The 13,717-nt window shown below is 73.2% G+C and carries 15 protein-coding genes and 1 riboswitch; of the genes, 3 read left to right on the plus strand and 12 right to left on the minus strand.

The features are described from left to right. Window positions 1-24 precede the first annotated feature (24 nt). From JKJ07_RS32825 to JKJ07_RS32865, 9 genes are all read right to left on the minus strand, one after another. Window positions 25-1,374, minus strand: a complete 1,350-nt coding sequence (locus JKJ07_RS32825) for a cobyrinic acid a,c-diamide synthase CobB (protein WP_202995755.1) — start codon at window positions 1,372-1,374, stop codon at window positions 25-27. Then, the gene (cobO, locus tag JKJ07_RS32830; RefSeq protein ID WP_202995756.1) at window positions 1,368-1,967 is read right to left on the minus strand and encodes a cob(I)yrinic acid a,c-diamide adenosyltransferase; all 600 of its coding nucleotides are present in this window, start codon (window positions 1,965-1,967) and stop codon (window positions 1,368-1,370) included. The genes JKJ07_RS32825 and cobO overlap by 7 nt, the downstream gene beginning before the upstream one ends. Beyond that, window positions 1,967-4,240 (minus strand): VWA domain-containing protein, encoded by a 2,274-nt coding sequence (locus JKJ07_RS32835; RefSeq protein WP_202995757.1) that lies wholly within the window; start codon window positions 4,238-4,240, stop codon window positions 1,967-1,969. The genes cobO and JKJ07_RS32835 overlap by 1 nt, the downstream gene beginning before the upstream one ends. 35 nt (window positions 4,241-4,275) lie before the next feature. Continuing rightward, window positions 4,276-4,440: riboswitch (cobalamin riboswitch) on the minus strand. After that, window positions 4,424-5,998, minus strand: a complete 1,575-nt coding sequence (locus JKJ07_RS32840; RefSeq protein ID WP_202995758.1) for a gluconokinase — start codon at window positions 5,996-5,998, stop codon at window positions 4,424-4,426. Its footprint overlaps the riboswitch before it by 17 nt. Window positions 5,999-6,015: 17 nt before the next feature. After that, on the minus strand, window positions 6,016-7,233 hold the full coding sequence (locus JKJ07_RS32845; protein ID WP_202995759.1) for a hypothetical protein: 1,218 nt from the start codon (window positions 7,231-7,233) through the stop codon (window positions 6,016-6,018). Continuing rightward, complete coding sequence (locus tag JKJ07_RS32850) at window positions 7,230-7,730, minus strand: SigE family RNA polymerase sigma factor (protein WP_202995760.1); 501 nt, start codon at window positions 7,728-7,730, stop codon at window positions 7,230-7,232. Before JKJ07_RS32850 ends, JKJ07_RS32845 begins: the two co-directional genes overlap by 4 nt. 66 nt (window positions 7,731-7,796) lie before the next feature. Continuing rightward, entirely contained in the window at window positions 7,797-8,315 is a 519-nt protein-coding gene (locus tag JKJ07_RS32855; RefSeq protein WP_202995761.1) for an SRPBCC family protein, read from the minus strand. Further along, on the minus strand, window positions 8,312-8,629 hold the full coding sequence (locus tag JKJ07_RS32860) for an ArsR/SmtB family transcription factor (protein WP_202995762.1): 318 nt from the start codon (window positions 8,627-8,629) through the stop codon (window positions 8,312-8,314). The genes JKJ07_RS32855 and JKJ07_RS32860 overlap by 4 nt, the downstream gene beginning before the upstream one ends. 102 nt (window positions 8,630-8,731) lie before the next feature. Next, window positions 8,732-9,610: an ABC transporter substrate-binding protein gene (locus JKJ07_RS32865; RefSeq protein ID WP_202995763.1), complete on the minus strand. Its 879-nt coding sequence runs from the start codon at window positions 9,608-9,610 to the stop codon at window positions 8,732-8,734. A 118-nt stretch (window positions 9,611-9,728) separates the two neighbouring features. Here JKJ07_RS32865 and JKJ07_RS32870 point away from each other — a divergent pair, with 118 nt between their 5' ends. Continuing rightward, on the plus strand, window positions 9,729-10,337 hold the full coding sequence (locus tag JKJ07_RS32870; protein ID WP_202995764.1) for an HAAS signaling domain-containing protein: 609 nt from the start codon (window positions 9,729-9,731) through the stop codon (window positions 10,335-10,337). 6 nt (window positions 10,338-10,343) lie between these two features. On the opposite strand, the gene JKJ07_RS32875 is transcribed toward JKJ07_RS32870, so the two are convergent. Then, a complete protein-coding gene (locus JKJ07_RS32875; RefSeq protein WP_307834522.1) occupies window positions 10,344-11,174 on the minus strand; it encodes an alpha/beta fold hydrolase in 831 nt (276 codons plus the stop codon). Between the two features lie 116 nt (window positions 11,175-11,290). Between JKJ07_RS32875 and JKJ07_RS32880 the strand changes: the two genes are divergently transcribed. Further along, complete coding sequence (locus JKJ07_RS32880; RefSeq protein WP_202995766.1) at window positions 11,291-11,626, plus strand: hypothetical protein; 336 nt, start codon at window positions 11,291-11,293, stop codon at window positions 11,624-11,626. Here the strand turns inward: JKJ07_RS32880 and JKJ07_RS32885 are convergent. Next, on the minus strand, window positions 11,616-11,981 hold the full coding sequence (locus tag JKJ07_RS32885) for a hypothetical protein (RefSeq protein WP_202995767.1): 366 nt from the start codon (window positions 11,979-11,981) through the stop codon (window positions 11,616-11,618). The genes JKJ07_RS32880 and JKJ07_RS32885 overlap by 11 nt on opposite strands. A 58-nt stretch (window positions 11,982-12,039) precedes the next feature. Next, window positions 12,040-12,813 (minus strand): alpha/beta hydrolase-fold protein, encoded by a 774-nt coding sequence (locus JKJ07_RS32890; protein ID WP_202995768.1) that lies wholly within the window; start codon window positions 12,811-12,813, stop codon window positions 12,040-12,042. Window positions 12,814-12,866: 53 nt separating this feature from the next. On the opposite strand from JKJ07_RS32890, the gene JKJ07_RS32895 reads away from it, so the two are divergent. Then, on the plus strand, window positions 12,867-13,637 hold the full coding sequence (locus JKJ07_RS32895; protein WP_202995769.1) for an alpha/beta hydrolase family protein: 771 nt from the start codon (window positions 12,867-12,869) through the stop codon (window positions 13,635-13,637). The last annotated feature ends 80 nt before the right edge of the window (window positions 13,638-13,717 follow it).

A 13,717-nucleotide genomic window follows, 5' to 3' on the forward strand; every position in this document is an offset into this window, starting at 1 on the left:
CGCTCCCGGCGGGACGGCCAGACGTCATAGCGCGGCGACCAGGCGGGAGGCGAAGCCTGGGTTGCCCGCCCAGTGCAGGTGCAGGTAGGAGGCCTGCACCGTCGGGGTGGCGAAGCCTTCCGGGTCGGCGCCGCGCCAGGCCCAGGCTGCGCCACCGGCTGGGGAGAGGAGCAGACCCGAGCGGGGGTGGACCGTGGTGCGGTGGAATTCGTGGCCGGTGACGCGGGTGCCGGCTGGGGCCAGGGGGCTGTCGGTGAGGGCGACCGCATCCCGGTAGCCCAGGGTCAGCGACGGGGTCATGGCCGCTTCCGCGTCGATGACTCCGCACATGGGGGCGCCGTCGAGGGTGTTGCAGAGCCAGAGCAGGCCGGCGCATTCGGCGACCATCCTGCCCCCGCCGGCGGCCAGGTCGGCCACGGCCCGGCGCAGGGGTTCGTTGGCCGACAGCTCGGCGGCGTACACCTCGGGGAAGCCGCCGCCGACCACCAGCGCGCGGGTGCCGTCGGGCAGGGCCTCGTCGTGCAGCGGGTCGACGGTGACGACCTCGGCGCCCGCGCCTTGCAGCAGTTCGGCCGTCTCGGCGTACGCGAAAGAGAACGCGGGACCGCCGGCCAGCGCCACCACGGGCCGCCCGGTCACCGGCGACTCGGCCCGCGGCGACCACGGCGTCGCGTCCAGCGGCGGGGCCGAGCGGGCGATCGCCATCACCTCGGCCAGGTCGACCGAGGCCTCGATCAGCGAGGCCAGGGCGTCCACCGACTCCCGGGCCTCGGCCCGGCGTTCGGCCGCGGGCACCAGGCCCAGGTGGCGGGAGGGCGCGGCCACCGCGTCGGCGCGGCGCATCGCCCCCAGCACCGGCGTGCCGACCTCCTCGCAGGCCTCGCGCAGGATCGCCTCGTGCCGGTCGGAGCCGACCCGGTTGAGGATCACGCCGGCCATCCGGACGTTGCCGAAGCTGCGGAAGCCGTGCACCAGCGCGGCGATCGAACGGCCCTGGGCCGCCGCGTCGACGACCAGGATCACCGGGGCGTCGAGCAGCTGGGCGACCTGGGCCGTCGAGCCGGTCTCGCCCGCGCCGGTCCGCCCGTCGTAGAGGCCCATTACGCCCTCGACGACCGCGAGCGACGTGCCCTCGGAACCGTGCGCGAACAGCGGCCCGATCAAATCCTCGCCGACCAGCACCGGGTCGAGGTTGCGGCCGGGCCGGCCCGCCGCCAGCGCGTGATAGCCGGGGTCGATGTAGTCGGGGCCGACCTTGAACGGCGCCACCGCCAGCCCCCGGCGCGCGAACGCCGCGAGCAGCCCGGTCGCCACCGTCGTCTTGCCGTGCCCGGAGGCGGGCGCGCCGATCACGACGCGCGGGATGCTCACCATTCGATGCCCTGCTGCCCCTTGCGTCCCGCGTCCATCGGGTGTTTCACCTTCGTCATCTCGGTCACCAGGTCGGCCGCCTCGAGCAGGGCCGGCGCCGCGTCGCGGCCGGTGATCACCACGTGTTGCGTGCCGGGCCGCTCGGTCAGCGTCGCCACCACGTCGTCGACGTCGACCCAGCCCCACTTCATCGGGTAGGTGAACTCGTCGAGCACCAGGAACTTGTAGGTCTCGGCGGCCAGGTCGCGCTTGATCTGCGCCCAGCCCTCGGCGGCCTCGGCGGCGTGGTCACGCTCGGTGCCCGCGCGCTGGATCCACGACCACCCCTCGCCCATCTTGTGCCAGGTCACAGGGGCTCCCCCGGTCTGGCCGAGCGCCTTGAGGGCGGTCTCCTCGCCGACCCGCCACTTCTCCGACTTGACGAACTGGAAAACGCCGACCGGCCAGCCCGCGCTCCACGCCCGCAACGCCATGCCGAACGCGGCCGTCGACTTGCCCTTGCCGTGTCCGGTGTGGACGGCCAGCACGGCCTGCCGCCGCCGCTGCCGGGTCGTCAGACCATCGTCCGGTACGGTCGTGACCTTGCCCTGCGGCATCAGGCGGCCCGTCCCATCTCAAGGCTCTCCAGCGGCATCACGTCGGCGCCGAGCGCGGTGGCCAGCCGTCCGGCCAGCCCGAGCCGGATCGGTCCCGACTCGCAGTCGACGACCACCGTCGACACACCGGCAAGAGCAGGAGCCACCCGTACGGGATCAGGCCCGCTGGTCGCCCGCCCGTCGGTGACCACGATGAGCAGCGGACGCCGTCGCGGATCCCGCCGGCGCTCGGTGGCAATGGTCGCGGCCGCCCGTTTCAAGCCTTCGGCCAACGGCGTACGCCCACCCGTGCGCAGCGTCGCCAGCCGCAGCACCCCGACCTCGTGGCTGGACGTGGGCGGCAGCACCTGCTCGGCGTCGTGCCCCCGAAACGTGATCATCCCGATCCGGTCGCGCCGCTGGTAGGCGTCGCGCAGCAACGACAGCACAGCCGTCTTGACCACGGTCATCCGCTTGCGCGCAGCCATCGACCCCGAGGCGTCAACAACGAACAACACCAGATTCGACTCACGTCCGACGTGGACCGCCTCACGCAGATCCCGCGGCTCAACCACCCGCTCCCGCACCTCCACGGCCGGCCGCGCGCCTCGCACAACCTCCCGGACATTCGAGCCCGACGTCGCAGCCTCTCGCAGATCCGGGCCCGACGTCGCAGCCTCTCGGAGATCCGGGCCCGACGTCGCGCCTCGGTGCAGGGCGGCGCGCAATGTCGCCGGCAGGTGCGGCGCCCCGGCCAGCTTCCCGCGCGGCACGCGCGACCCGACGACCCGCCCCCGCCGCGACAACGACGGCGACCGCCGCCCCGCGTGCCCACCTTCGCCCCGCCGGACAATCGTCAACGTCTTGGTGCGGTAGGCGGCCCCGGGAGCAACGGCCGCCGCCGCGGCACGCTCGCCGTCGCCCGCGTCCGCAGCGGCCGAGCCCTCCGCTTTGCCGCCGTCCGCAGGCCTTTCGCCCGCAGACCCGTCACCGCTCGCCGGCCCACCCCCTTCACCGCTGCCCGATTTGTCGGAAATGTCGGGCAGAGTGGAGTGGTTCGGCGAGAACGAGGAATTGCGCGACCCGGAGGTCGGGCCACCGCGCGACGGGCCGCCGTTGGACCCATCACCGCCCGGCCCGCCGTCGCCCGGCCCTCCGTCGTCCGGCCCATCATCGTCCGGCCCGCCGTCGTCCGGCCCGCCATCAGACCCCGGCCCACCGGCATCGGGGTCGTCGTCCGGCCCTTGCTGCCCGTCCGCCTCAGCCCGCTCGGCCTCGAGCTGTGCGTCCGCCTCGTTCAGGGCGTCCTCGAGCTTTTGCTCATCGGTGCCCGGCGGGTCCAGCGGATCCTTCCGGCGCCGGTGCGGCAACGCGAGCCGAGCCGCGTCGCGGACGTCGTCCGGGGTGACCCGGTCGCGCCCGTGCCAGGCCGCCAGCGCCACCGCGCACCGCGCGACCACGATGTCGGCCCGCATCCCGTCCACCCCGTACGCGAGGCTGATCCGCGCGATCCGGTCCAGTTCCCCGTCCGGCAGCTCCACCCGTGGCAGCAGCTCCCGGGCGGCCACGATCCGTCCGGCCAGCGCGACCTCGTCCGAGGCGAACCGTTCCGCGAAGGCGTCCGGCGAGGCCTCGTACGCCAGCCGCCGCCGCACCACCTCGGCCCGGTCGCGCGCGTCCCGGGGCGCCGCCACGTTGACCACCAGCCCGAACCGGTCGACCAGCTGGGGCCGCGGCTCGCCCTCCTCCGGGTTCATCGTGCCGACCAGCAGGAACCGGGCCGCGTGCTTGACCGACACCCCGTCGCGCTCGACGTGGGCCCGGCCCATCGCCGCCGCGTCCAGCAGCAGGTCGACCAGGTGATCGGGCAGCAGGTTGACCTCGTCGACGTAGAGCACCCCGCGGTGCGCCGCCGCGAGCAGCCCCGGCTCGTACGCCTTGACCCCGTCGGCCAGGGCCCGCTGGATGTCGAGCGTGCCCACGACCCGGTCCTCGGTCGCCCCGACCGGCAGTTCCACCAGCGTCGCGGGCCGGTCGAAACCTGGGGAGTCGGCGGCGTGCGGCCCGTCCGGGCAGAGCGGGTCGGGGGCCGCGGGGTCGCAGGCGAACCGGCAGCCGCGCACGACCGTCACGTCGGGCAGCAGGGCGGCCAGGGCCCGTACGACGGTGCTCTTGGCTGTGCCCTTCTCGCCTCGGACGAGCACTCCGCCCACGGCGGGTGAGACGGCGGTCAGCAGCAGGGCGAGGCGCAGGTCGGGCAGGCCGACCACGGCCGAGAACGGGTACGGCGTCACGTGGATCCCCTTCTGCGCGGGTGTCCACGCCCGCGCGGCGAATGGCACGAGCGGCCGGAGTTCCTGGCTCCCGGGTCGCTGCTTGCCGCGCTCCCCGGTCACAGTGGCGGGACCGTCCCGGATTCGCACCGGGTTCCTCCGCTTCCGCTCGCCCGCCACTCTTTCTCACGGGCGAGCACGCCGTCAACGCGGGGTGACCTGCACCGCCTTTTCCGTGGTAGGCAAAGGCTGCGGCGCCAGCTTGTCCAGCTCCTTGACCACGTCCAGCACAGCCAGCGCCGACGTCTCCACCAGTGGACGCAACCGCGCGTACAACGAAGCGTTCTCCTGGTCGGGCTCGGTCCGCGCGCCCAGCGGCACCAGCTCGGCCGCGGCGTCGAGATCGGGCAGCTCACCGATGGCGTGCCGGGCCAGCAGGCACGCCCCCAGCGCCGTGCCCTCGGGGGTGTCGGCCACCGACACCGGCAGGTCGAGCGTGGCCGCCAGCACCCCGACCCAGAGCTCCGACGCGACCGCCCCGCCGGTGGCCCGTACGGAGGAAAGCTCGATGCCCTCGGCCGTGAACGAATCCTTGACCAGGGCCAGCTGCTGGCAGACGCCCTCGACGGCCGAGCGCACGAGGTGGGCCCGCCCGTGCTCGCGGCGCAGGCCCAGATAGGCCCCGCGCAACCCCGGACGCCACCAGGGCGCGCGCTCGCCCAGCAGGTAGGGCAGGCAGAGCAGCCCGTCGCTGCCGGCCGGCGCCCCCTGGGCCTCGATCAGCAGGGCGGCGTCGCGCTCGTCGGCGTCCTCCCCCTCGGCGCCCGGCCGCTCGAACCCGCCCGCGAAGCTCTGCCCGGCCCAGCGCACGACCGAGCCCGCGTTGTTGACCGCGCCGCCGATCACCCACCGGTCCTCGGTCAGCGCGTAGCAGAACAGCCGGCCCGCCTTGTCGGCCGTGGGCCGGTCGACCACCGTACGCAGGGCGCCGCTCGTGCCCAGCGAGATCGCCGCGACGCCGGCCGGGGTGGCGCCCACGCCCAGGTTGGCCAGCGGCCCGTCGGCGGCCCCGATGACCAGCGGCGTCGCCGGGTCGAGCCCCGCGGCCTGCGCGACGTCGGGCCGCAGCCGCAGCGTGGTGGTCGTCGGCAGCACCTCGGCCAGCTGCTCGGCGCGCACGCCGGCCAGCTCGAGGGCCTCCGGATCCCAGCGCCGCTCGTGAATGTCGTACAGGCCGGTGCCGCTGGCGATCGACAGGTCGACCGCGAACGGCGCGTCGGCCAGCCCGGCCAGCACGAGCTCCTTCACGCCACCCCAGCGCGGGGTCCGCTGCAGCGTCTCGAGATCGTTGTCGCGCCACCAGGCCAGCTTGGTCAGCGGCGACATGGGGTGGACAGGCGTTCCCGTACGGGCCTGGAGCCGTTTGCCGCGCCCGTCGGCCACGATGCGCTCGCTCTGCTCGCCGGCCCGCCCGTCGGCCCACGTGACGAGCGGCCCGAGCGGGCTGCCGGCCGCGTCCATCGGCACCACCGCATGCAGGAACGCGCTGAGCCCGACGGCCACGACGTGGTCCCCGTTGTCGCGGCAGGCGGTGGCCACGTCGATCAGCGCCTTGACCGCGGCGTTGCGCAGCGCGAGCGGGTCGAGCTCGGCGCGGCCCGACCCGGGCACGCTCAACGGATAGTGGACGCTGGTCTGCGCGCGCAGGCTGCCGTCCGCCGCGGCGGCGACCCCCTTGGTCGCGGTGGTTCCGGTGTCGATCCCGATCACAACGTCCATGCCCTCAAACCTATCGGTCAGCGCAGGACGTAGCGCGCCGAGCGGCCAGGACGCGACTGCACCTCCAGCTCGGTCGCGGCCGCGGGGATCAGGGCGGCGTCACCGCCGACGGGGAAGACGTTCCCACCCCGTACGCGATAGCGCAGTTCGCAGTTGGGCGCGGCGACGGCCCAGCCGAGATCGCCGGGCAGCCGCAGGTAGAGGACCGGCACGACCACGCCGCCGCCGTTGTCGAGCGTCGCCGCCAGCCCCTCGGCCGAGTCGCCCAGATACTGCGCGTCGGGCATCTCGGCGGGCGGCGCGACCAGGCAGAACGCGCGTGCCTTCCCGTTCAGCGCGACGGTCTGCACCACCACCTGGCGGCCGTCCTGGATCATCCCGCGCAGATACCACTGGGTCGGCCCGGTCCAGACCCCCACCCCGTACGGGTCCAGGTAGCCCTCACGCTCCGCGACGTCCCACACGGCCCGGTCGGGCACGATGTCGGGCGCGCCGGCCATGACCCGCTCGACCTCCTGCGGATAGGGCAGGTCGGGCGACTTGACCTCGACCGCGCCCGTCGGGGCGACCGGCACCGGCTCGGCGCCGACCCGCAACGCGTACCGCTGGGACCGGACCCGCCGCTGGAAGACCAGGTCACCGTGCAGCGTGACGAACCGGCGGCTCACCCGTCCGGCCGCGTCGAAGGTGTAGTCCTCCGACAGGTGCACGTCCCGGTCGCCGGTGACGATGATCAGCTGTTCGCGCCGGGGCCCGGTGGCCAGCGCGACCGGCCCGATCGTGTCCCGCGCGACGAGCAGGGTGCCGGCCAGGCCGCGGAGCTGCCCGTCGATCGTCTCGACGAAGCCCTGCAGGTCGAGCCCCGGGCTGGCCGACGGCTGGCTGAGCAGCCCGACCGGCCCGGCCGCGGTCGCGCCGGCCCACAGCACGGTGATGTCGCCCAGCGCCTCCGGCATCGCCACCCGCCAGGCCGCGCGCATCCGATCGAGCAGCTCCGGGTCCCCGGCCAGATCGCCCCGGGTCACCCTGCCAGGCCGGCGCTCCTCGCTCCGCTTTCCGCTGAGGGCGGGCGCCGTGCCCGCCGCGGCCACCACGGCCAGGGCACCTCCCAGCACAGCCCGGCGCCGGACGACCCGCCTGCGACCCCCCGTTCTGACCCGGTCGAGGAGGTCGGGCGCCGGGCTGAGGTGGTCGGTGGCCCGGGTCAGCACGTCCCGGACGTCGGTGTCGGTCATCGCTCTCCCCCATCGGTGACCAGGGACGGCCCGAGCACCTGTTTGAGCCGGTCGAGCCCGCGCGACGAGTTGCTCTTGACCGTGCCCTCGGTGCAGCCGAGCGCCTCCGCGACCTCGTGCACCGGCAGATCGTCCAAATAGCGCAGCACGACGGCGGCCCGCTGCCGGGGCGGCAGATCCCGCAGCGCGTCGAGCACGGCGGCCCGGATCGCCACGTCGTCCCCGTGATCGCGGCCGGCCCGCTCGTGCTCGGCCCCCAGCGGCGTCTCCGGCCGCCGGGCCCGCCACCGCCAGCGGTTCGTCGCCCGATTGACCAGAGCCTTGCGCGCGTACGCCTCCGGTGCGCCCTCGATCCGCCGCCAGCGCACGTACATCTGCTCGAGCACTTCCTGCAGCAGATCCTCGGCGGCGTGCCGATCCCCGGTCAGCAGGTACGCGACGCGCAGCAGCCCCGTCGATCGGCTGCGCACGAAGTCGTCGAACCCCGCTCCGGCCATGCCCGTGGTCTCCCCCTGGTCGCCTTACATCCTTTCAGGACAACCAGGGGCCGGCCGGGGTTGCTTCTAAAGCCCAAGAACTTTGCCGTACGCCTCTTTCAGCTCCGCGAAGCCGTACTTCTCGGCCTCCCGCCCCCGGATCACTCCGTGCGGGTCGCCGTCCAGCAGGTGCCGCAACACGACCGCGCAGACGTGCCAGCCGGTCGCCACCGAGGCCGTGTCGCTCGCCTCGATCAGGGTGTGCCGCAGCGTCAGCCGGGTCCCTTCACCGGATGCCTCGAGCTCCCACCGCAGCAGATCCTCGCCCCACGTATATTCGAGAACCTTGGGCGCCTCGACCACCCGTACGACGGCCGGCAAGTCCTCGCGTACGTCCCCGTCCACCATGGTGAACGTCGTCGGCCCCCGCTCGTTGAGATCACGCTCGGGAATGAACGGCGCCCACTGGTCCAGCTCGGCCGGGTCGGTGAGCGCGGCCCACACCACCGGCGGCGCCTGCCGGAACTCCCGGACGAACACCAGGGTCCACGGCTCGCCCGTGCCCTCCAGCCGCGCGTCACGGGCCTGACCAACGTCGAAACTCACAGGTCTCCTCCTCGTTCCTTCCGGTCAAGGTGCCTCTCCAGCTCGGCGAGGTGATGCGTCCACATCCGGCGATACGGCGCCAGCCACGCGTCGAGCTCACGAAAGGGCCCCGGCTCGAGCCGATAGACCCGCTGCTGAGCCCGCGTCTCGGCGATCACCACCCCGGCCTCGCGCAACACGCGCAGATGCTTGCTGACCGCGGGCTGACTCATGCCGAGCGTGTCGACCAACTCGCCGACGCTGCACTCCCGCAACCGCAACACGTCAACAATCCGCCGCCGAGTCGGCTCAGCGATCGCAGCCAAGGCATCCACCCCACCAACATGCCACCCGAGTTATATAACCGTCAAGGCATGTTGACCGGAAGCAAGATCGCCGCCCCGTCGAGATGCTGGGCAGCTTCCAGATGCCCGCATTCACTGCACCCGGCAGGTAGCTGCATGACTGCCAAAGGCCTCCGGGTGCAGGATTGCGGCGATCGCCTCCACCCCGTCGACCAGGCGCGGTCCCGGCCGCACGATCAGGCCGTCGGCGTCGAGCGCCCACACCTGCGCTCCCGGGAAGTGCGGCGCGACCACCCGGGCTTGCTCCACCGCCCCCTCCAGGTGAAATCCGCACGGCGTGACCAGCACGATCTCCGGTTCGGCGGCGGCCAGGGTGGCATAGGTGGTCTCCACCGAGCGCTTGCCCCCGTTGGCCGCCACCGGCTCGCCGCCGGCCGCGGTCACCAGGTCGGGCACCCAGTGCCCGGCGCTGAACGGCGGATCGACCCATTCGACGATCGCCACCCGTGGCCTCTTCCTGTGAGCGACGGCAGCGGCCACCTCAGCCAGCCGCGCCCGCAGCCCGGCGACCAACGTCGACGCCCTTTCCGGCACCCGCGCCGCCGCGCCCACCGCCTCAATGCTCTCCAGCACCTCGTCCAAGCTGTACGGGTCCAGCGACACCACCTCGGCCCGGCAGCCCAGGTGGTCGAGCGCGTCCGTCACGTGCCCCGACGGCAGCGCGCACACCCGGCACAAGTCCTGCGTCAGGATCAGGTCGGGGGCCAGGCCGGCCAGGGCATCCGCGTGCAGGGTGTAGAGGTCGCCGCCCTCGGCGAGGCGGCCCCGGACGTACGCGTCGATCTCGCCGGGGTCCATCCCGCGCGTGTCCTTGCCGCCGACCACCACCGTCTTCTCCTGGCGGGCCGAGGGGGGTTCGTCGCACTCGAAGGTCACCCCGACGAGCTGGTCGCCCAGGCCGAGCGCATAGACGATCTCGGTGGCCGACGGGAGGAGCGAAACCAGGCGCATGTCCCCAGTGTCTCCCGGTGGGTCGGCCAAAAGTCGTAGCGGCTCTGGTCCGCGGGCAGATGTTGCCGGGCGGCCGGGCGTTGATGCTGGTCCTACCGACTTGGCAGGGGGAAGAACGATGACGACGGCACCGCTCGAGCACACGGACGTGATCGTCCTGGACTATCTGGCCGCCCTGTGGGCGCAGAGCGAGGACCTCGCGCCCGAGTTGCGGGACGACCTGATGACGACGGTGGCCGACTACATCGCCATGCGTCGCACCTCGCCGTCGGCGCCGATCGACGACCCGGCCGAGATTCTGCGGCGGTTAGGGCCGCCGGAGGCGCTCGTGGCGGCGGCGCGGCGCGGGCATGTGCCGCCGCACCTGAAGTTGCCCGCCCTGATCCCGCCTCCCCCGCCGGCCGCCACCGGTGGGGGAGCGGTCCAGGGCGGCGCGGCCGAATACACCGCGATCGGGTTGATGACGGCGGGCGCGTTCGTGATGCCGGGGGTCGGGCCGTTCGTGGGGATGCTGATGGCCAGCGCGTCGCCCCGGTGGACGCCGGCCGAGAAGGCCACCGGCTGGTTCCTGACCATCGGCGCGGGCACGGCCGCGTTCGCCGCGGGGCTGTTCTTCATGATCGCCGGTACGGCGGGCGGGGCGGGGCTGCTGTTCTGCTACATGATCGCGGTCGGCGGGTCGCTGTTCGCGGGCATGCGGATGCTCGACGCGCTGCGCCGCAAGTAGCAGTGCTCAGGCCGGCTGCGTGCGGCGGCCGGCCTGGTCGATGATCTCGTCGATCACCTGGGTCCAGACGGCCGCGGGCGGGAACTCGTGGCCGACCCCCTCGAGCCGGACGAGCCGTGCGCCGGGGATCTCGTCGCACAGCGTCTGCGCCTCCGCAAGCGGGAACAGCGGGTCGAGCGTGCCGTGCAGAACCAGCGTGGGCGCGGTGATCTCGCCCAGGCGCTCGCGGACGGAAGGGCCGCCGGCGCAGCGGAAATGGTTCGTCTGGGCGGCGGTCATGTCCTGCGTACGGTCGAAGACCCGCTCGGCCAGGCGCCGCAGATGGGGGTCGTCGGCCGTGAACGGGCCACCCAGGCGGCGGGCGGCGGCGACGATGCCCTCGACCGCGGAACGGCGATCCGACCACTGCGGCTCGCCGTCGGCCTGACCCAGCCCGTACGAGGGAAAGTTTGCGCTGGTCGCCATCACCGTGAGGGACAGCACCCGATGCGGGCGCTCGACCGCGATGCGCATGGCGAGCCCGCCGCCCATCGACAGGCCGACCAGGTGGGCCCGGTGGATGCCGAGCGCGTCGAGCACGCCCAGCGCGTCGTGCGCCAGGTCCACGTCGGAGTAGGGCGGGGCGCCGGCCGGGAACGACGTCGAACGGCCGGTGTCGCGATGGTCGTAGCGGATCACGTAGCGCCCGCCCGCGGCCAGGCGCCGGCAGAACTCGTCGTCCCACCAGTCCATCGACCCGGTCGCGCCGGCGATGAGCAGCAGGGCGGGATCGCCGGGCTCGCCGAACGTCTCCACACACAGCTCGATGCCGTTGACCGGCATCATCGTCTCGGTCACCACTCGCTCATTGTCCGGCATCACACTTGACAGGCAGGTTAAAAGCAGATCACTCAACCGTGCCGGTCCGTTGTGAAATGACCGGTTCGGTGCGCCGAATGTGCTGGGATGTTCGGGTGCTTCCGGACCTGAGCGAATTCACGCCGCACCGGACGGTGCTCGACGCCCCCTTCGAGGGCGAGCCCGTGCCCGGTCTGCGCGCCGATTATTTCCGGCGTCCCGAGGGCGACCGGATCGCGACCGTCGGCCGTTACTCGATCGGCGGGCGCGACCTGCTGATGGCGTGGGGCTACGCGGACGAGGAGCACTGCCGGCACAACGCCGTCCGCGACCCCGCCGGTGGCTGGCACGCGCCGGCCGACGGCTGCCCCGATGTGGAACTGGTGCGCGACGGCCAGGCCGTGGTGGGCCTGGCCGTACGGGCGCCGTCGGGGGCGTGGATCAGGCCTTGACCGCGGCCGGTTTCGCGGCGCGGGCCTGCTGGCGGACCACGCGCAACGAGACGCCGGTCAGGGCGATGGCGATCACGAACAGCGACAGGTGCAGGTACGGGTTGGCGATCGGCACGAACCCGATGATCGCCACCGGGATCTGCACGACGGCGATCAAGCCGGCCAGCCACCACCGGTTGCCGCCGCTCCACAACAGGGCGGTCCAGATCGGCGCCGACGCCACGACCAGGGTCAGCGCGTCGAGGACGGCGTGCAGGGCGGGGTTGTGCACGGCGTTGTGGGCGAAGGCCTGCGCGGGCGTGGCGATCCAGAGGCCGGCGAGGACAAGGGCGAGTACGGCGGCGGCACGACGCATGGGATCCTCCAGCGTGATGGGACCGTTGCTCTGAGTCATTAACCGTACGGACCCCGGCTCAGCGCCGTAAAGCTTCACTCACGAAATCCATCCCGGCAGGCAGGCAGCGCGACCAGTAACCGAAGTTGTGCCGGCCGTCCTCGAACGACCCCGCCGCGGGCGGCTCGGGCAGGGCCTTCGCGAGCGCGCGGACATCGTCGAGCAGCCCGTCCTGACGGCCGCACCACAGGCCCACCTTCGTGCCTTTGAGCTGCGGCGCCGCGGCAAAGATCTCATCACCTTCCCGTACGGCGGGGGACAGCGCGACAACCGCACGCGCGAAGCCCGGCTCGGTCTCGGCCAGCAGCAGCGAGCCGTACCCGCCCATCGACCAGCCCAGCAGCGCGATCCGCGACGTGTCGAAGCCGCGTTCCCGGCACCAGCGGGGCAGCTCCTCACGCACCATCCGCTGGGGGTCGTCGCCGGCGTGCGGGCGCCACTGCAGGCGGTCCCCGGTCGCGCCGGCCAGCACGAACGGGGGCTTTCGCCGGCGTACGGCGTCGGTCAGGAAACGACCCAGGCCGAGCGCGGGAAAATCGGCGGCCGTCTTGGAGGCGCCGTGCAGCACCAGGCAGACGGGCAGCCCCCGGCCGGTGCCGTGACCCGCCGGCACCGCCGTGTAGAAGTCGACGATCCGGCCCCGGGCGCGTGAATCACGCCTTTCGAGCCGCTCGTCACCCACCGGGGCGTACGGAATGATCGGCTCCGATTCGCCCGATCGGCTGCGATAACCCACCAATCCGGCGGCCGCGGTGGCGGTTGCGCCGACCGCCAGGAATGTTCGTCGTCTCATCGTCACCCACAACGGCGATCGCCCGGATTGCGTGACGTTCCTACGCTCACCACGTGCGCAGACTCGGGGTGGTGCTGGTTCTGCTGGCGCTGCTGCTGGACGGTTTCGGTCCGGTCCCGCCGGCGTCGGCGCAAGAGGCCGTGGTGACCCGCGTGCTGACCCTCACGCGCGGCGCCGACCGCCCGCTGCCGACCACGCTCTGGTATCGCGGTCACCTCACCGGCCGTCACCCGATCATCCTGTTCAGCCACGGCCTGGGCGGGTTGCCCCGGCAGTTCGCGCCGCTGGCCGCGGGCTGGGCCGAGGCGGGCTACGTGGTCGCCGCGCCGGCCTATCCCCACACCAACGGACTCGTGCGGGTCGACCGCCGCGACATCGCCCACCAGCACCTCGACGCGGCGTACGTGATCGAGGCAGTGCGGGCCCTGAACGGGACGGCGGGTGACCCGCTGGCCGGGCACCTGGACGTGAACCGCGTGGGGGCCGTCGGGTTCTCGGCCGGGGGCACCACGACGCTGGGCCTGTTCGGGCCCGGGCACCCGGCGTACTTGCGGGCCGGCGTGGCCATCAGCGGCCGGCGCCCGGCTGTCTTCGGCGGGCCGCCCGCGCCGCTGCTGTTCCTGCACGGCGACCGGGACCGGGTGGTGCCCCTTCGCGCCGGACGGGAAGCCTTCCGGCTGGCCTCGTTCCCGGCGAAGCAGTTCGTGACCCTCCGCGGCGCCCGTCACGGAGAGTTTCTGCGCCCCGGCGACCCCAGGTACGCCCGGACATCGGCCCGAATCCTCACCTTCCTGCAGGCGAACGTCCCCGTCGCCGGACTTTAGGACTTCTACCCGGAGTGATACTCGCGGGTGCTTTCCTCGACCGTTCGGCCAGGGCAATACTCTAAGTCATGGTGCCTATG

The organism is Paractinoplanes lichenicola (genome assembly GCF_016785085.1).
Taxonomy (GTDB): Bacteria; Actinomycetota; Actinomycetes; order Mycobacteriales; family Micromonosporaceae; genus Actinoplanes; species Actinoplanes lichenicola.